Source organism: Pseudomonas sp. RA_15y_Pfl2_54, assembly GCF_963971015.1.
In the GTDB taxonomy this organism is placed as follows: Bacteria; Pseudomonadota; Gammaproteobacteria; order Pseudomonadales; family Pseudomonadaceae; genus Aquipseudomonas; species Aquipseudomonas baetica_A.
Genome location: NZ_CAXAPN010000014.1, coordinates 26,870 through 46,427, shown reverse-complemented (window position 1 = coordinate 46,427; position 19,558 = coordinate 26,870). Strand labels below are relative to the sequence as shown.

Below are 19,558 nucleotides of genomic sequence, written 5' to 3'. Positions count from 1 at the left end.
GGCTTACTCCTTGTCCTGCAAAACGTCGGGAAGGTAAGCGCGGTGGAAACCGTTGAATGAGTCACTGTGGGTCGCCTTGTGCAACGGCCATGCACGGCAGCCGATGCTGGCGGCACCATCGATTTTCAGCGTGCTGCCACTGATGAATGCCGCTGCCGGGCTTAGCAGAAACACAATCGCCGCGCTGACTTCCGATTCGGTGCCGATGCGCTTGAGCGGCACATGTTCACGCAGGGTCGGGATCACCGCTTTGAACGCCCCTTCGTAGGTGTCCATGCCACTGGAGGCGATCCAGCCCGGCGCGACCGCGTTGACTCGCACCCCGGCGTATCCCCACTCGAAGGCGGCAGTTTTGGTGAAGTTGTCCATGCCTGAACGCGCGGCGCCCGAGTGGCCCATGCCGGGCATGCCGCCCCACATGTCGGCGAGCATGTTGACGATGTTGCCACCGTGTTTGCTCATCGACTGGTTGAACACTTCCCGGGCCATCAGGAAACCGCCGACCAGATTGGTGCGTAGCACGGTTTCGAAACCTTTCTGATTGATCGACGCCAGCGGTGACGGGTACTGACCGCCGGCATTGTTGACCAAACCGTGGATCGGCCCGTGCTCGGCGATCAGCACCTTGACCAATTCCTTCACCGCCTCTTCATCGCGAATATCGCAAGCCTTGCAGTGTGCACGGCCACCGTCCTCGGCGATTTCGGCGGCCACCTTCTGCAGCTTTTCAGGTTTGCGTCCGACCAGCAGCACCTTGGCACCGAGCGCCGCCAGTTCATGGGCGGTGCAGCGACCGATGCCGCTGCCGCCGCCAGTGACGATGATGGTTTGGCCGCTGAACAGATCGGCTCTGAAAATCGACGCGTAAGCCATGCAAACAATCCTCTAGTCGAGCTGTTCGGCGATGCTCTGCGGCACCGGGATCTGGATTTCCAGCAGTTGCTGGGCGAAGGCTTTGCCTTGCGGATCGATACGCAGACTGGCCACGCCACCGCCGCCGAGAGCGTTTTCCAGGAGAAAATTCAAACTGTGGGTGCCCGGCAGGTACCAGCGTTCGACCCGACCGTGGAGCGGGTCGAGGACGTGGCTCATCCAGTCGACGATGACCGCTGGGGTCAGCGCTTCAGCGATCCATGGCAGGTATTCAGGCTTGCGCGGCATCACACCGATGTTGCTGTGGTTGCCCTTGTCGCCAGAGCGCGCCACGGCGAGTTTCACCAACGCGACGCTGGCGTCGGCGCGGCCCTCAGGTTTTGGTGGTTGATCGGCGATGGGCAGGTTCTGGCTGTCGAGAGCAATCAATGCGGGCAGGGCGCAGGGGTGTCGCTCACCGGCCTGGTCGATTTGCAGGGTGCAGGCACTTTTATCGATCAGGAACGAGAACAGACGAATGACCGGGTACACCGTCGGCCGGCCACCGACGATGCCGGTGAGCCCCGGCGCCATGCCCGTGGCAGCCTGGGCGATCTCCCGGGAGAACAGGATCAGCGCTTGCTTGTTCGGATGGCGTACAGCCAGTTTGATCACCACCTCTCGCGTGTCGCGACGCTGGCCATGGGGGCCATAAGTGGCTTCACTGCCGAGCAGTTCGAGGCTGGTTTCGCTGTAGGGCATCCAGCCACGCTGGCTGAACATCTGCGCAGTCTTGTCGATAATGGCCTGACCGATGCGGCGTGCCTTTGCCACCGCGTCAATGCCGGCGATCAGGCAACTGGCGGTGCAGCGAAAACCGTCCGGGTACGTGGCACTGACTTTGTATTTGTCACTGGGCGGCAGGCCTTTGGCACCCTGTACATGCACCCCGTTTTTGCCCTGCTGCTGTAGTTTGACCTGACTGAAATTGCAGACCACATCGGGCAACAGATACGCCTGTGGATCGCCGATTTCATAGAGCAACTGTTCGCCGACGGTCAGCGGCGTGACCAGTCCGCCGGAGCCCTCGGGCTTGCTGACGATGAATTGGCTGTCGGCGCTGACCTCTACGATCGGGAAGCCGATGTGCTCGTAATCCGGAACATCGCGCCAATCGGTGAAATTACCGCCGGTACATTGCGCACCGCATTCGATGATATGCCCGGCCAGCGCGGCTTGGGCGAGTTTGTCGTAGTCATGCCACGACCAGCCGAACTCGTGCACCAGCGCTGCACTGACCACGGCACTGTCGACCACCCGCCCGGTGATGACGATGTCGGCGCCCAGGCGCAGTGCCTCGACAATGCCCGGTGCGCCGAGGTAGGCGTTGGTCGACACGCACATTGGTGGCAGCGGGGCGCCGCTGAACATCTCGGTGATGCCTTGGCCGGTGAGTGACTTGAGTTGCGGTTGCAGGTCATCGCCCAGCAGCACGGCGATTTTCAGCGCAGTGCCAGCCTTGTCACAGGCGGCTTGCAGGGCGGCGGCGCAAGCCAGCGGGTTGACCCCGCCGGCATTACTGATGACACGGATTTTCTGCTCGGCCAGTTGCGGCAGTAGCGGCGTCAGCACGTCGATGAAGTCGCTGGCGAATCCGGTCTGTGGGTCTTTCATGCGTGCGCCAGCCATGATCGACAGGGTGATCTCGGCCAGGTAATCGAACACCAGATAATCCAGGCGTCCTCCTGCCACAAGCTGAGCGGCGGCGGTCGACGTGTCACCCCAGAAGGCACTGGCGCATCCGATGCGGACGGTGGTTGGCATTTTTATCTCCGACTCAGGAACCTGCGACAGAAGTGTCTGGAGGCTACCAAGCAAGCGCTTGGTTTGTAAACACTTGAAACTATCTTCTGCCCGAGCGCTTGCTTGGTCGTCGCCAGCGGCTTAAATTGCGCGCAACCCTGCGGTTTCAGGGGGCAACAGACTGATCGACTGTAGGAGAGAACGGGTGGACGAGCAAAAAGCCCTCAGGGTCATGCGCGAATTGGTCGATGCAGGCCAGTTGACCGACCCGGACAGCGCTCGCGGCAAACTGCTGCAGGTGGCGGCTCATCTGTTCCGCAATAAAGGCTATGAACGCACCACGGTGCGCGATCTGGCCGGCGCGGTGGGGATTCAGTCGGGCAGCATTTTTCATCACTTCAAAAGCAAAGATGAAATTCTCCGTGCCGTGATGGAAGAAACCATTCGTTACAACACCGCGTTGATGCGCGCAGCGCTCGCCGAAGCGACCAGCGTGCGTGAGCGGGTGTTGGCGCTGATCCGTTGCGAGTTGCAGTCGATCATGGGCGGCAGCGGCGAAGCGATGGCGGTGCTGGTCTATGAATGGCGCTCTTTGTCCGAGGAAGGTCAGGCCAAGGTTCTCGCGTTGCGCGATGTCTATGAAGACATCTGGCTGCAAGTGCTCGGTGAGGCCAAGGACGCCGGGTTTATCCGCGGCGATGTTTTTATTACCCGACGTTTCCTCACTGGCGCACTGTCCTGGACGACCACTTGGTTTCGCGCGGGTGGCAGTTTGAGCCTTGATCAGTTGGCGGATGAAGCCCTGATTCTGGTCCTCGAAGAGCGTTGAGGCGCTTTCTATCCGTCCGGGAAACTGGCTAACTGGGCAAAACCGCCTAGCTTGAATGCATTGATCGATATTTTTTCGGGGAGTGGGGTGTTTTGAAGTTTTCGCCAATTCGGACAGTCGCGGGGTTAGCGCTCGCAGTGCTGGCTGCACTATGGGTATTGCCCGCTCAGGCAGCGCAATTGGTTCGGGTCGGCGCGGCGCATTTTCCGCCTTACACCGTTCGCCCGGAAAACGGTGCCGATACCGGTCTGTTACCCCAGTTGGTTGAGGCGCTTAATCGCCTGCAAAGCGACTATCAGTTCGTGCTTGTGCCGACGTCGATTCCCCGACGTTTCGGCGATTTCAAGCAAGGCCGGATCGACATGGCAATCTTCGAGAACCCTGATTGGGGCTGGAAGGAGATTCCCCACACCGACGTCGACATGGGCCTTGAAGATGCCGAGATCTTCGTCGCGCAGCGCGAGGAGGGTCGCCAGCAGAACTACTTTGCCGACCTCACCGGCAAACGCCTGGCGTTGTTCAGTGGTTATCACTACGAATTTGCCAACTTCAACGCCGACCAAAAATTCCTCACGCAGCATTTCAACGCCACGCTCACCTATTCCCACGACAGCAACCTGCTGATGGTGCTGCGCGGGCGGGCGGATATCGCGCTGGTGACCCGCTCCTATTTGAGTGATTACCTGCTGCGTAACGAAAAGGTGCGCGATGAGTTGTTGGTGTCGCAACGCATTGATCAGGTCTATCACCACTACGCCATTCTTCGCCCGACCGCGCCGATCAGTGGCGAAGCGTTCGGCAAGCTGCTACAGGGTTTGCGCGACAACGGCGAGATGCTGAAGATTTTCCAGCCGTACCAGATTGCCGTGGTGCCAGTGCCTCATCACTGAGGCACTGATTGACCTCCAAACCTAAATTTCCCCTCTTGGCTCACGTTCCATCGTTTAACTGTCAACGATTACCGTGAGCCCGACCCATGTCCAATCTGAATGACCTGACTGCCCTGGCCTTGCCATCGGGCAGCCAATTGGTAGCCGATGCAACCGAAAGCCGTCTGAGCCTGAGTCTGGACGGGCAACCGTTGATTCGCCTGCGTCTGGATCGCGAGGCCAAGGGGCCGATCCAGATCGATGAGCGTTTTGCCCTGCCGCCAGGCCAGGCGCTGTGGGCTGCCTGTTACTGGCTGTTCGCGCGGGACCCGCAGTGCCAGCAATTGACTTGGCAACTGGATCAGCCACCGACGCAGGCCTTGCTCAGCGGTTTGCTGGTGAGCACCGACGTGGCGGGTGAATACCGCTGCGAACGCACGCTGTTCTGGCAACTGCCGCAACCGTGGCTCGGCGCTTCGCTGACTGGCAGCTATCCGCAGCAAATGGTTGTCAGCGCTGGCAAGCGCCATCCGTTGCGACCGGTGAAGCCGCGCGGCGAGGTTTATCGGCGTTTTGATGCGCGTCTGGGCGCTTGGATTTCCCTGCGTACCGTCGAAATCGAAGCAGACCTGCCGCGCTTCAATCGCTGGCAGAACAGTCCGCGGGTGGCCAGTTTCTGGCAGGAAGAGGGCAGCCTTGAACAGCATCGCGACTACCTGACCAAGCTTGACACCGACCCGCACACCCTGACCCTGATCGGTTGTTTCGATGATCAGCCGTTTGCCTATTTCGAAGCCTATTGGGCCAAGGAGGATCGCATTGCACCGTTCTACGACGCGGACAATTACGATCGCGGCATTCACATGCTGGTAGGGGAGGAAGATCACCGTGGCCCGCACAAAGTGGCGAGTTGGTTATCGGCGCTGGTGCATTACCTGTTTCTCGATGATCCGCGCACTCAACGGGTGGTCGCTGAACCCCGTGCAGACAACGCGAAGATGATCGGCCATATGCAGAACCAGTGCTTTCATTGCGAGAAAGAGTTCGACTTCCCGCACAAACGCGCAGCGCTGATGATTCTGGGGCGTGAGCGGTTTTTTGATCGGTGCACATTGGCTTGATGATCGGGCCTCAGGATCTGAGTGATCCAGAGGCCGCCTTCGTGAGCAGGCTCGCGTCCACATGGGTTTGATGAACAAGACAAATCCAGTATGGAAGCTAGCCTGCTCGCGATTGGGAGCGCTGAAAACTCTGCGGGTTAGCGACGACCCACCGCCACGGCATCCCGACGACTGCCCGAGACCTTGCGGCAGTGCACCAGCGCATCACGAATCATGAAGTTGACCAGGGTCGGCGAAACGCCGAGTTCCTTGGCGATGTCCTTTTGCGGCACACCGTGCAAGCGGTACATCTCGAACGCATAGCGAGTGCGGCTGGGCAGCTCGGTCAGGGCGTCGGCGATGTGTTCCAGGGTCGAGAAGTTGATGTGCGAGATTTCTGGCGAAGCACCCTGAATGACTACGTTCAGCCCTTCCTCTTCAGGGCCGGAATACTTCTGCTCCAACGCCTGTTTGCGGTAGTGATCGATGGCCAGGTTGCGCACGATCTGGAACAGGTAGCTCAGTTGAGCCTTGATCGACGAGGTGATCTGTGGCGCCGATTGCAGTCGGAAAAACGCATCCTGCACCACGTCTTCGGCCCGCGATCGGCAGCCGGTAATGCGCGCTGCAATTTTGACCAGAATCAGTCGGTTGTCGACAAAGGCCTGAAGTAGCGGTGAATCGCACCTGCCTGTGGATACTTGTTCCGTCATGGAAATCACCTTGCTGCCAATAGGTTAGTGGGGCGCCTGGGGGAGGGGCGTCCTACACATCGAGCGACAAATTATGTTGAATGATAATGATTGTCAATTGAGAAAGAGAATTAATGATCCATGAGGGTGCGGTCTGGGAGGTGCGACACGCCGCCGCACCCCGGCGCCATTGGCTAGCCCGCTTGGCGACTAATTATTTCAAGACGTCGTCCGTTCTCATTGGTGAATGGTTGCGGGGTCACCACCCCGGCCAGACAGTATTCCCATGCCTTGCGTGGTCGGCGTAGACCGCGCCCTGCATGCCCTCGAAGGGCGTGACGCAGCAACCCGATTCCACTAGCAAGCCGAATTCAGGCAGGACACCCAATGACCGACGCGTTCGAACTCCCTAGCACCCTGGTCCACGCCCTCCAGCGCCGCGCGGCCCTGACGCCGGATCGACTGGCCTTGCGTTTTCTCGCCGAAAACGAAGAGCAGGCTGTGGTGCTCAGTTATCGCGAACTCGATCAGCGTGCACGCAGCATTGCTGCCGCGTTGCAGGCCGAAGCCGGGTTCGGTGATCGTGCGGTACTGTTGTTTCCCAGCGGCCCGGATTACGTCGCGGCGTTCTTTGGTTGTCTGTACGCGGGGGTGATCGCGGTACCGGCCTATCCACCGGAGTCTGCCCGTCGTCACCATCAGGCGCGATTGCTGTCGATCATCGCCGACGCCGAACCGCGTCTGTTGCTGACCAGCGCAGATCTGCGTGACGCCTTGCAGCAGATCGAAGGGGCGCCGCCGTTGCTGTGCGTCGACACCCTCGACAACACTCTGGCCGAGCGTTGGGTTGAACCGACCCTGTCGCCGGATCACATCGCCTTCCTGCAATACACCTCCGGCTCCACCGCGTTGCCCAAAGGCGTGCAAGTCAGTCACGGCAATCTGGTGGCCAACGAATTGCTGATCCGACACGGTTTTGGCATCGACGTGAACCCCGACGACGTGATCGTCAGTTGGCTGCCGCTGTACCACGACATGGGGCTGATTGGCGGTTTGCTCCAGCCGATTTTCAGCGGTGTGCCGTGCATCCTGATGTCGCCGGCGTACTTCCTCGGCCGGCCGTTGCGCTGGCTCGAAGCGATCAGCCAATACGGCGGCACCATCAGCGGCGGGCCGGATTTCGCTTACCGCTTGTGCAGCGAACGGGTCAGCGAATCGGCGCTTGAGCGTCTCGACCTGAGCCGCTGGCGTGTGGCGTATTCCGGCTCCGAGCCGATCCGCCTCGACACCCTGCAACGTTTCGCCGAAAAGTTCACCGTGTGCGGTTTCAGTGAAGACAGTTTCATGGCCTCGTACGGCCTGGCCGAAGCCACACTGTTTGTCGCCGGCACACCGCGCGGCACGGGCATTGCTGCGCTGCGCGTGGACGATCAGGCGCTGGCACAAAACCGCGCCGAGCCGGGTGACGGCAGCCCGATCATGAGTTGTGGCATCAGTCAGCCGGAACATGCGGTGCTGATCGTCGACCCCGCCCGTCTTGAAGCACTTGCCGATAACGCCGTCGGTGAAGTCTGGGCGGCCGGCCCGAGCATTGCTCAGGGCTATTGGCGCAACCCCGAGGCCAGTGCCAAGACCTTCGTTCAGCACGCCGGTCGCACCTGGCTGCGCACGGGTGACCTGGGTTTCATCCGCGACGGTGAGCTGTTCATCACCGGTCGTTTGAAAGACATGCTGATCGTGCGCGGTCACAACCTGTATCCGCAGGACATTGAGCAAATCGTCGAGCGCGAAGTGGAAGTGGTGCGCAAGGGGCGCGTGGCCGCGTTTGCGGTCAGCCAGGATGGCGAAGAGGGCATCGGCATTGCCGCAGAAATCAGCCGCAGCGTGCAGAAAGTCCTGGCGCCCGAAGCGCTGATCAACGCGATTCGCCAAGCGGTGGCCGAGGCTTGTCAGCAAGCACCGAGCGTGGTGGTGCTGCTCAATCCGGGCGCGTTGCCGAAGACGTCCAGCGGCAAACTTCAGCGCTCGGCCTGCCGCCTTCGTCTGGCCGATGGCAGCCTCGACAGCTACGCGGTGTTCCCTTCGGCTGCAGCCTCAAGCACCGAACCGGCCGTGCCAACCACTGACCTGCAAGCCCTGATCGGCCACATCTGGGCCGAGCAATTGAACGTCAAACAGGTCAACAACGACGATCACTTCTTCCTGCTCGGCGGTAACTCCATCGCCGCCACCCAAGTGATCGCCCGTGTTCGCGAAGCACTCGGCCTGGAACTGAACCTGCGCCTGCTGTTTGAAGCGCCGACCCTGTCTGCTTTTGCCGCCGCCGTGGCGCAACAGCAAGAAGATGGCGGCCACGCTCAGGGCGCAATCGCCGTTGTGCCGCGCACTGAGCCGATGGCGCAATCGCTGGCACAAAATCGTTTGTGGATCACCTGGCAACTGGACCCGCAAAGCAGCGCTTACACCATTCCCGGTGCCTTGCGTTTGCGCGGTGAGCTGGACGAAGACGCCTTGCGCCGCAGCTTTGAGCAACTGATCGAACGCCACGAATCCCTGCGCACGCGCTTCTTCGAACGTGACGGCGTGGCCCTGCAGCAAGTCGATGTGACGGCTCAATTCAACCTGCAACGGATCGACATCAGCGATCTGCCATTGCATGCGCGTGAAACCCGTGCGCAACAAATCCGCGAGGACGAAGCGCGCACTCCCTTTGATCTGCAAAAAGGTCCGTTGCTGTGGGTGAAGCTGATTCGTCTCGATGACGAAGACCACCAACTGCTGGTGACGATGCATCACATCATCGCTGATGGCTGGTCGCTGAACGTGCTGATCGATGAGTTCTCGCGCCTGTATGCCGCCGCCTCCCAAGGTGCTACCGCCCGTCTCGCGTCGTTGCCTACTCAGTACGCCGACTACGGCAGTTGGCAGCGTCAATGGCTGGCGCAAGGCGAGGGCGAGCGGCAACTGGCGTACTGGAAAGCGCAGTTGGGCGATGAGCATCCGACCCTGGCACTGGCCACCGATCATCCGCGCTCGGCTCAGCAACTTCATAGCGCCGCACGACACACGGTGCGTCTGAGCGTCAGCCTCAGCGAAGCGATCCGCAACACCGCGCAGGCGCACGAAGCGACGCCGTTCATGCTGCTGCTCTCGGCCTTCCAGAGTCTGTTGCACCGCTACAGCGGCCAGCGTGATATTCGCATCGGCGTGCCCAATGCCAACCGTCCGCGCCTGGAAACCCAGGGCCTGATTGGCTTCTTCATCAACACCCAAGTGCTGCGCGCGGAAGTCGATTCGCGCTCGTCGTTTGTCCAATTGCTGGCCCAGACCCGCCACGCCGTACTCGGTGCCCAGGCCCATCAGGATCTGCCGTTCGAACAACTGCTCGAAGCCTTCCCGCAGGCCCGTGAGCAAGGCCTGTTCCAGGTCATGTTCAACCACCAGCAACGCGATCTGAGTGCGCTCAAACGTCTGCCGGGTCTGCTCGCCGAGGAACTGCCGTGGCACAGCCGCGAAGCCAAGTTCGACCTGCAACTGCACAGCGAAGAAGACCGCAACGGGCGCCTGACCCTGTCCTTCGACTACGCCAATGAGCTGTTTGACGCCGCGACCATCGAGCGTCTGGCCGAGCATTTCAGCAACGTGTTGCGTGAGGTCTGTGAACGTCCGCAACAAGCCATCGGCGACCTGCAACTGTTGGCTGCCGCCGAGCACGATCAACAGCAACAGTGGAGCATTGCGCCGTGTACTGCGGCGCAACAATGGCTGCCGGAACTGCTCAATGAACAGGCACGCCAGACCCCCGAGCGCAGCGCACTGATCTGGGACGGTGGCAGCCTCGACTTTGCCCAGTTGCACACACAAGCCAACCGCCTTGCGCATTACCTGCGCGATAAAGGCGTTGGCCCGGATGTCTGCGTGGCCATCGCCGCCGAGCGTTCGCCGCAACTGTTGATCGGCCTGCTGGCGATCATCAAGGCAGGCGGCGCCTACGTGCCGCTGGACCCGGATTATCCGGCCGATCGCTTGGCCTACATGCTCAGCGACAGCGGCGTTGAACTGCTGCTGACCCAGACCGCACTGCTCGACCGCTTGCCGGCCAGCGAGGGTGTCAGCGTCATCGCCATGGACGCGCTGCATTTGGAGAACTGGCCAAGCCAGGCACCGGGTCTGTGCCTGCACGGCGACAACCTTGCCTACGTGATTTACACCTCCGGTTCCACCGGCCAACCCAAAGGCGTCGGCAACACCCACGCGGCGCTCGCTGAACGTTTGCAGTGGATGCAGAACAGCTATCGCCTCAACGAAACCGACGTGCTGATGCACAAAGCGCCGATCAGTTTCGACGTGTCGGTGTGGGAGTGCTTCTGGCCGCTGATCACCGGTGCCCGTTTGCTGATCGCCGGCCCCGGCGAGCACCGCGATCCGCATCGCATCGCCCAACTGGTCCAGCAGTACGGCGTGACCACGCTGCACTTCGTGCCGCCGCTGCTGGCGTTGTTTATCGACGAGCCACTCAGCGCCGAGTGCACCAGCCTGCGCCGGGTCTTCTCTGGCGGTGAAGCCTTGCCGGCGGAGCTGCGCAACCGCGTGCTCGCGCAATGGCCGGCGGTGCAACTGCACAACCGTTATGGCCCGACCGAAACCGCGATCAACGTCACCCATTGGCATTGCACCCGCGCCGATGGCGAGCGCTCGCCGATTGGCCGACCGCTGGGCAATGTGGTCTGCCGTGTGCTCGACGCCGATCTCAATCCAGTACCGGCCGGTGTACCCGGTGAACTGTGCATCAGCGGTAGCGGTCTGGCCCGTGGTTATCTCGCCCGCCCGGCACTGACCGCCGAACGTTTCGTGGCCGATCCATTGGGCGAGCAGGGCGCGCGGCTGTACCGCACTGGCGACCGCGCTCGCTGGACGTCGGATGGAGTGATCGAATACCTCGGCCGTCTCGATCAGCAGGTCAAACTGCGCGGTTTTCGCGTAGAACCGGAAGAAATCGAAGCGCGTCTGCTCGCTCAGGACGGCGTTGCCCAAGCCGTGGTGCAGGTGCGCGAGACCGCCGCCGGTGCGCAACTGATTGGCTATTTCACGGCCCTTGATGGCCGCGAAAAGCAGGACGCGCAGATCATTCGCCTGAAAACCGCATTGGCCGCCGAACTGCCGCAATACATGGTTCCGGCGCAACTGATGCGTCTGGACGAAATGCCCCTGAGCCCAAGCGGCAAACTCGATCGCCGCGCCTTGCCAGCGCCGCAATGGCAAGTGCGCGAACACGTCGAACCGGTCTCTGCGCTTGAGCAACAGATCGCCGGCATTTGGCGCGAAGTGCTCTGTCTGGCGAAAATCGGTCTGCGCGACGATTTCTTCGCCCTCGGCGGCCACTCGTTGCTGGCCACGCAAATCATCTCGCGTACTCGTCAGGCCTGCGACGTCGAACTGCCGTTGCGCGCCTTGTTCGAACACAGCGAACTCGGCGATTTCGCCGAGCAGATTCGCCTGATCCAGGTCAGTGGCCGCACCAACCGACAACCGCCGATTGCTGAAGTTGATCGCCGTCAGTCGGTGCCGCTGTCCTACTCACAGCAACGCATGTGGTTCCTCTGGCAAATGGAACCGGACAGCCCGGCGTACAACGTCGGCGGCATGGCTCGCCTGCGGGGCGTGTTGCATGTCGAGCATTTCGAGGCGGCATTGCAGGCGCTGATCCTGCGCCACGAAACCCTGCGCACCACGTTCCCCAGCGTCGACGGCGTGGCCCGTCAGCAAGTGCATGCCCAAACCGGTGTACGCATGGGCTGGAAGGATTTCTCCCAACTCGCCGCTGAGGTGCGTGAGCAAAACGTCCAGCTACTGGCCGACGCAGAGGCGCACCTGCCGTTCGACCTGGAAACCGGTCCGTTGCTGCGCGCCTGCCTGGTCAAGACTGCCGATCAGGAACATTACTTCGTCCTGACCCTGCACCACATTGTCACCGAAGGCTGGGCGATGGACATCTTTGCCCGCGAACTCAGCGCGTTGTACGAGGCGTTCGTCGATGACCGCGATTCGCCGCTCGAGCCGCTGCCGGTGCAATACCTCGACTACAGCGTCTGGCAGCGCGACTGGCTGGAGTCCGGCGAGCGTCAGCGCCAACTCGACTACTGGACGGCGCAATTGGGCCGCGAACATCCGCTGCTGGAATTGCCGGGCGACCGTCCGCGCCCGCCAGTGCAAAGCCATCAGGGTGAACTGTTTCGCTTCGATCTGAGCGACGGTCTCGCCGCTCGGGTTCGGGCGTTCAATGCGCAAAACGGTCTGACCCTGTTCATGACCATGACCGCCGCCCTCGCCACGCTGCTCTACCGCTACAGCGGCCAGACCGATCTGCGCATCGGCGCGCCGGTTGCCAACCGTATTCGTCCGGAAAGCGAAGGGCTGATCGGTGCGTTCCTCAACACGCAGGTGCTGCGGTGCCAGCTCGACGGGCAGATGTCGGTCGGCGAGTTGTTCGACCAGGTTCGCCATACGGTGATCGAAGGCCAGTCGCATCAGGACCTGCCGTTCGATCATCTGGTCGAGGCCTTGCAGCCACCGCGCAGCGCCGCGTACAACCCGCTGTTCCAGGTGATGTGCAACGTGCAGCGCTGGGAGTTCCAACAGAGCCGCACGCTCGCCGGCATGACTGTCGAGTACCTGGCCAACGATGCACGGGCGACCAAGTTCGACCTCAATCTGGAAGTCACCGATCTGGACCATCGCCTCGGTTGCTGCCTGACCTACAGCACGGATTTGTTCGATGAGCCGACCATCGCACGCATGGCCAGACATTGGTGCAACCTGCTCGAAGCACTGATCGCCGATCCGCAACAACGCCTCAGCGAACTGCCGCTACTCGATCAACCTGAACGCCAGCGATTGCTCGACAGCCTCGGCGTGGAGCCGGGCGAGCATCGCCTTGATCAGTGCATCCATCACCTGTTCGCCGAAAAGGCTTTGGCGCGAAAAGACGCACCGGCCCTGACTTTCGCCGGACAGACCCTGAGCTACAGCGAACTCGATGCCCGCGCCAATCGTCTGGCCTGGGCGCTGCGTGAGCGCGGCGTCGGGCCGCAAGTGCGGGTTGGTCTGGCGCTGGAGCGTTCGCTGGAAATGGTCATCGGCCTGCTGGCGATCCTCAAGGCCGGCGGCGCTTATGTGCCGCTGGACCCGGAATACCCGCTCGATCGTCTGCATTACATGATCGAAGACAGCCGCATCGGGCTGCTGCTCAGTGACCGCGCCCTGTTCAAAGCCCTGGGCTCATTGCCGTCGAGCGTGGCGCGCTGGTGCCTGGAGGATGATCGCGCCGCACTGGCCGATTACCCGGCCACCGAGCTGCCCTTCATTAGCCTGCCGCAACATCAGGCGTACCTGATTTACACCTCGGGCTCGACCGGCAAACCGAAAGGCGTAGTGGTCAGTCACGGTGAAATTGTCATGCACTGCCTCGCGGTAATCGAGCGTTTTGGCATGCGTGCGGATGACTGCGAGCTGCACTTCTATTCGATCAACTTCGACGCCGCCACCGAGCGTCTGCTGGTGCCGTTGCTCAGCGGTGCGCACGTTGTGCTGCGGGCGCAAGGGCAGTGGGATGCGCAAGAAATCTGCGGGCTGATTCGCCGTCATCGCATCAACGTTCTTGGCTTTACCCCCAGCTATGGCAGCCAGTTGGCGCAATGGCTGGCGACGCAAAACGACATCCTCCCGGTGCGCATGATCATCACCGGTGGCGAAGCGTTGACCGGCGAACACCTGCAGCGCATTCGTGCAGCGTTCAAACCGAGCCTGTTCTTCAACGCTTATGGCCCGACCGAAACCGTGGTCATGCCGCTGGCGAGTCTCGCTCCCCAGGTGCTGGAAGAAGGCGCCGGCAGCGTGCCGATCGGCAGCGTGATCGGCGCGCGCGTCGCTTACATTCTCGACGCCGGTCTGGCGCTGGTGCCGCAAGGCGCGACGGGTGAATTGTTCGTTGGCGGCGCGGGACTGGCTCAGGCCTATCACGACCGTGCGGGCATCACCGCCGAACGCTTTGTCGCTGATCCGTTTGCGACCGATGGCGCACGCATGTACCGCACCGGCGACCTGGTGCGCCAGCGCTCCGACGGTCTGGTGGAGTACTTGGGGCGCATCGACCATCAGGTGAAAATCCGTGGTTTCCGTATCGAGTTGGGCGAAATCGAAACGCGCTTGCTCGATCACGACGCGATCCGTGAAGCGGTGGTGCTGGCACTGGACACACCGAGCGGTCAGCAATTGGTGGCCTATCTGGTGACGGCGCTTGCCGATCAAGTCGAAGCCAGACAGGCCGAACTGCGTGAAGCCCTCAAGTCGCATCTGAAGGCAAAACTGCCGGATTACATGGTGCCGACGCACCTGATTCTGCTGGCAAGCATGCCGCTGACGGCCAATGGCAAACTCGACCGCCGCGCCTTGCCGGCGCCGGATCCGGAGCTCAATCGTCAGGACTACGTCGCCCCCAACAGTGAACTGGAGCAGACCCTGGCACAGATCTGGTGCGACGTGCTCAACGTCGAACGGGTCGGTCTCAACGACAACTTCTTCGAACTCGGCGGCGACTCGATCCTGTCGATTCAAGTGGTCAGTCGTGCGCGACAGCAGGGTATTCATTTCAGCCCGCGTGATCTGTTCCAGCACCAGACCGTGCAGACGCTGGCCGCTGTGGCCAGTCGCACGCAGCAGGTGACGGCCGAACAAGGTCGGGTTGTTGGCGAGTCGCCAATGACGCCAATCCAGCACTGGTTTTTCGACACGGACATCCCTGAGCGTCAGCACTGGAACCAGGCGTTGTTGCTGGAACCGACCGTGAGGCTGGAACCTCATCGTCTGGAGCAGGCACTGTGGGCAGTGATTGAACAGCACGATGCCTTGCGCCTGCGTTTCAGCCAAGTCGCAGGCGAGTGGCAAGCGACGCATCAGCCCGTGTCTGAAGCGGTCGTGTTGTGGCAGGTGCGTGTCACGTCGATGGACAAGTGTGAAGCACTGTTCGCCGATGCCCAGCGCCGTCTCGATCTGCAAAACGGCCCGTTGCTGCGCGCTTTGCTGGTCGACGGCCCGCAAGGGCAGCAACGTCTGTTTATTGCTATCCATCACCTGGTGGTTGACGGTGTGTCGTGGCGGGTATTGCTCGACGATCTGCAAACCGTGTATAGCCAACTCGACAACGGGCAGTCGCTGAAACTGCCGGCGAAAACCAGCGCCTTCAAGGACTGGGCGGCACGCTTGCAGGCTTACGCGGGCAGCGAGTCCCTGCGTGAAGAATTGAGTTGGTGGCAGTCGCAACTGGCCGGCCCGAACGCTGACCTGCCGTGCGAAAACCCGCAGGGCGACCAACACCATCGTCACGCGCAAACCGTCAGCGTGCGACTCGATGCCGAGCGCACTCAACAACTGCTGCAAGCGGCGCCGCGTGCCTATCGCACTCAGGTCAACGACCTGCTGCTGACTGCGTTGGCCCGCGTCTTGTGCCGCTGGAGCGGTCAGCCGTCGGCGCTGATTCAACTCGAAGGCCACGGCCGCGAAACCCTGTTCGACGAGATCGACCTGACCCGCACCGTCGGCTGGTTCACCAGCGCCTATCCATTACGCCTGACCCCGCACAATATCGAAGAGGCTGCCGGGCAGGGCGCTTCGATCAAGGCGATCAAGGAACAACTGCGCGCCGTGCCGCACAAAGGTCTGGGCTATGGTGTGCTGCGTTATCTGGCCGATGACGTCTGCCAGCGCAGCATGGCGGCGTTACCGAATGCGCCGGTCACCTTCAATTACCTCGGTCAGTTCGACCAGAGTTTCGGCAGTCATGCGCTGTTCCGTCCGCTGGACGAGCCGGTCGGTGCCGCCCACGATCCACAGGCGCCGCTGCCGAACGAGTTGAGCATCGACAGTCAGGTCTATGGCGGTGAACTGCTGCTGCGCTGGACCTTCAGCGACGAGCGTTACAACGCGCAGACCATCAATGAGCTGGCCGCTGCCTACCTCGGCGAACTGCAAAGCCTGATCGCTCACTGCGTGCAAAGCGAGGCCGGCGGCCTGACGCCGTCGGACTTCCCGCTGGCCAAACTGACCCAGGCACAACTCGATGCCTTGCCGGTGCCGGCCGCGCACATCGAAGACGTCTATCCGCTGACCCCAATGCAGGAAGGCATGCTCCTGCACACCTTGCTCGAACCGGGCACCGGTCTGTACTACATGCAGGATCGTTATCGCATCAACAGCGAACTCGACCCCGAGCGTTTCGCTCAGGCCTGGCAAGCGGTGGTCGCCCGTCACGAAGCGTTGCGTGCGTCGTTCTGCTGGAACGTCGGCGAAGACATGCTGCAAGTGATCCACACCCCGGGGCGCACGCCGATCGAATATCTGGACTGGAGCGCCATCGCCGACACCGAGCAGGAACCCAAGCTGCAAGCGCTGCTCAAAAGCGAGCGCGAGGCCGGCTTCGATCTGCTCGATCAGGCACCGTTCCACCTGCGTCTGATCAAGGTTGGCGCGGCGCGTTACTGGTTCATGATGAGCAACCACCACATCCTTATCGATGCCTGGTGCCGTTCGTTGTTGATGAACGACTTCTTCGAGATCTACACCGCCCTCGGCGAGGGCCGCGAAGCACAGTTGTCGGTGCCGCCGCGCTATCGCGATTACATCGCTTGGTTGCAACGCCAGAGCCTGGCCGAGGCGCGGCAGTGGTGGCAGCAGAATCTGCAAGGGTTCGAACGCACCACGCCGATCCCCAGCGACCGGCCGTTCCTGCGTGAACACGCCGGTGACAGCGGCGGCATGATCGTCGGCGACCGCTACACCCGTCTCAATGTCGAGGACGGTGCACGTCTGCGTGAGCTGGCGCAGGCCCACCAACTGACCATCAACACCTTCGCCCAAGCGGCGTGGGCACTGGTGCTGCGACGCCTGAGCGGTGATCGTGACGTGCTGTTTGGTGTCACCGTGGCCGGGCGTCCGGTGGACATGCCGCAGATGCAACGCACCGTTGGCCTGTTCATTAACAGTGTCGCGCTGCGGGTGCAGATGCCGGCGGACGATCAGCGCTGTGGCGTGCGCCAGTGGCTCAGTGGTTTGCTCGACAGCAACATGCAACTGCGCGAGTACGAATACCTGCCGCTGGTGAACATTCAGGAACAGAGCGAATTGCCCAAAGGCCAGCCGCTGTTCGACAGCCTGTTCGTGTTTGAAAACGCCCCGGTGGAAGTCTCGGTGCTGGACCGGGCGCAGAGCCTGAATGCAACCTCGGATTCGGGCCGCACCCACACCAACTTCCCGCTGACGGCGGTGTGCTACCCGGGCGATGACCTCGGTCTGCACCTGTCTTATGACCAGCGTTATTTCGACGAATCGACGGTCGAGCGCATGCTCGGCGAGTTCAAGCGACTGCTGCTGGCGCTGATCGACGGCTTCCATGGTGACATGGCCGATTTGCCGCTGCTGGGTCGCGAAGAACAAGATTTTCTGCTGCACGGCTGCAACCAGAGCGCTCACGACTATCCGTTGGAGCACAGCTACGTGTCGCTGTTCGAAGCGCAGGTTGCGCAACATCCGCAACGCATCGCCGCCCGTTATCTCGATCAGCAATTGAGCTACGAGGCGCTGAACCACAACGCCAACCGCCTTGGTCATGCACTGGTTGCGGCCGGCGTGCAGATGGATCAACCGGTGGCGTTGCTGGCCGAACGTAACCTCGATCTGCTGGGCATGATCATCGGCAGCTTCAAGGCCGGTGCCGGTTACCTGCCGCTGGACCCGGGCCTGCCGAGTCAGCGTCTGCAACGGATCATCGAACTGAGCCGCACGCCGGTGCTGGTGTGCAGCGAGGCGTGCCGTGAACAGGCGCAGGTCTTGCTGGACGAATTCAGTTGCGCCAACCGCCCACGGTTGTTGGTCTGGGAAGAGGTTCAGGCCCTGGCGACGTCGATGGAAAACCCGGGCATTCACAGTGGCCCGGACAACCTCGCTTATGTGATCTACACCTCGGGCTCCACCGGTTTGCCGAAGGGTGTGATGGTCGAACAGCGCGGCATGCTCAACAACCAGTTGAGCAAGCGCCCGTACCTCGATTTGAGCGAGGCCGACGTGATCGCGCAGACCGCTTCGCAAAGCTTCGACATTTCCGTCTGGCAGTTCCTCGCCGCGCCGCTGTTCGGGGCGCGAGTGGACATCGTGCCGAACACCATCGCCCACGATCCGCAAGGTTTGCTGGCGCATGTGCAGGTGCAGGGCATCACTGTGCTGGAGAGCGTGCCGTCACTGATTCAGGGCATGCTGGCCTCGGATCACCTGAGCCTCGACGGTCTGCGCTGGATGCTACCGACCGGCGAGGCGATGCCGCCGGAGCTGGCGCACCAATGGCTGCAGCGTTACCCGCAGATCGGTCTGGTCAACGCTTACGGCCCGGCGGAATGTTCCGATGACGTGGCGTTCTACCGTGTGGACATGGCCTCGACTCGCGGCAGCTATCTGCCGATCGGCACACCCACCGACAACAACGTGCTGTATCTGCTTGATGGCGCGCTGGAACTGGTGCCGTTGGGTGCGGTGGGGGAATTGTGCGTGGCCGGCACCGGGGTCGGGCGCGGTTATGTCAGCGATCCGCTGCGCACTGCGCCGGTGTTTGTACCGAATCCGTTCGGTGCGCCGGGCGAGCGTCTGTATCGCACCGGTGACCTGGCGCGGCGGCGTAGCGATGGCGTGCTGGAATACGTCGGCCGCGTCGATCATCAGGTGAAGATTCGCGGTTACCGGATCGAATTGGGTGAGATCGAAGCGCGTCTGCACGAACAACCGCAATTGCGCGATGCGGCGGTCGGGGTGCAGGAGGGCGTCAACGGCAAGCACTTGGTCGGCTATCTGGTTGCGGCGGATTGCGCGCTCAACCCCGACGAACGTCTGGAGCGCATCAAACAACGCCTGCGCAGCGAATTGCCGGAGTACATGGTGCCGCTGCACTGGTTGTGGCTTGCGCAGTTGCCGCTCAACAGCAACGGCAAACTGGATCGCAAAGCGTTGCCGGCGCTGGAGATCGGTCAGTTGCAGAGCCGCGATTATCGGGCGCCACGCAATGAGCTTGAGCAGACCCTGGCGGGTATTTGGGCTGAGGTGTTGAAGGTCGAGAAGGTCGGCGTGCGCGACAACTTCTTCGAGCTGGGCGGGCATTCTTTGCTGGCCACGCAGATTGCTTCGCGGGTGCAGAAAACCCTGCAACGCGACGTGCCGCTGCGGGCGATGTTCGAGTGCAGCACGGTCGAGGCGCTGGCCGAATACATTGAGGGGCTGGCGGCCAGCGATATCACCGAGGAGAAGGTGGATCGCTTGAATGATCTGATGGCGCAGCTGGAGGGTTTGTAGTCTCCGGCATCATTGAACTCAACACAC

Annotated in this window: 7 protein-coding genes; 4 read left to right on the top strand and 3 right to left on the bottom strand. The window is 61.7% G+C overall.

Translation table 11 applies throughout. From position 1 onward, the window contains the following. Positions 1 to 3: 3 nt before the first annotated feature. Both AACY50_RS12225 and AACY50_RS12220 read right to left on the bottom strand, forming a co-directional pair. A complete protein-coding gene (locus AACY50_RS12225; RefSeq protein WP_339431233.1) occupies positions 4 to 873 on the bottom strand; it encodes an SDR family oxidoreductase in 870 nt (289 codons plus the stop codon). Between the two features lie 12 nt (positions 874 to 885). Continuing rightward, positions 886 to 2,676 carry an acyclic terpene utilization AtuA family protein gene (locus tag AACY50_RS12220; RefSeq protein WP_339538613.1) on the bottom strand — a complete coding sequence of 597 codons (1,791 nt, stop codon included), beginning with the start codon at positions 2,674 to 2,676 and terminating at the stop codon, positions 886 to 888. A gap of 184 nt (positions 2,677 to 2,860) precedes the next feature. Between AACY50_RS12220 and AACY50_RS12215 the strand changes: the two genes are divergently transcribed. The 3 genes from AACY50_RS12215 to AACY50_RS12205 all read left to right on the top strand — a co-directional run bounded on the left by AACY50_RS12215 (position 2,861) and on the right by AACY50_RS12205 (position 5,474). Then, positions 2,861 to 3,484, top strand: coding sequence for a TetR/AcrR family transcriptional regulator (locus tag AACY50_RS12215; RefSeq protein ID WP_221729157.1), 624 nt, complete (start codon positions 2,861 to 2,863; stop codon positions 3,482 to 3,484). A 92-nt stretch (positions 3,485 to 3,576) separates the two neighbouring features. Then, positions 3,577 to 4,374 carry a substrate-binding periplasmic protein gene (locus AACY50_RS12210; protein WP_339538612.1) on the top strand — a complete coding sequence of 266 codons (798 nt, stop codon included), beginning with the start codon at positions 3,577 to 3,579 and terminating at the stop codon, positions 4,372 to 4,374. Positions 4,375 to 4,460: 86 nt separating this feature from the next. Next, positions 4,461 to 5,474 (top strand): GNAT family N-acetyltransferase, encoded by a 1,014-nt coding sequence (locus tag AACY50_RS12205; RefSeq protein ID WP_339495689.1) that lies wholly within the window; start codon positions 4,461 to 4,463, stop codon positions 5,472 to 5,474. A 137-nt stretch (positions 5,475 to 5,611) separates the two neighbouring features. Here AACY50_RS12205 and AACY50_RS12200 read toward each other — a convergent pair whose 3' ends face one another. Continuing rightward, positions 5,612 to 6,166, bottom strand: a complete 555-nt coding sequence (locus AACY50_RS12200) for an RNA polymerase factor sigma-70 (RefSeq protein WP_339431237.1) — start codon at positions 6,164 to 6,166, stop codon at positions 5,612 to 5,614. A gap of 366 nt (positions 6,167 to 6,532) precedes the next feature. Here AACY50_RS12200 and AACY50_RS12195 point away from each other — a divergent pair, with 366 nt between their 5' ends. Continuing rightward, complete coding sequence (locus AACY50_RS12195) at positions 6,533 to 19,531, top strand: non-ribosomal peptide synthetase (protein WP_339538611.1); 12,999 nt, start codon at positions 6,533 to 6,535, stop codon at positions 19,529 to 19,531. The last annotated feature ends 27 nt before the right edge of the window (positions 19,532 to 19,558 follow it).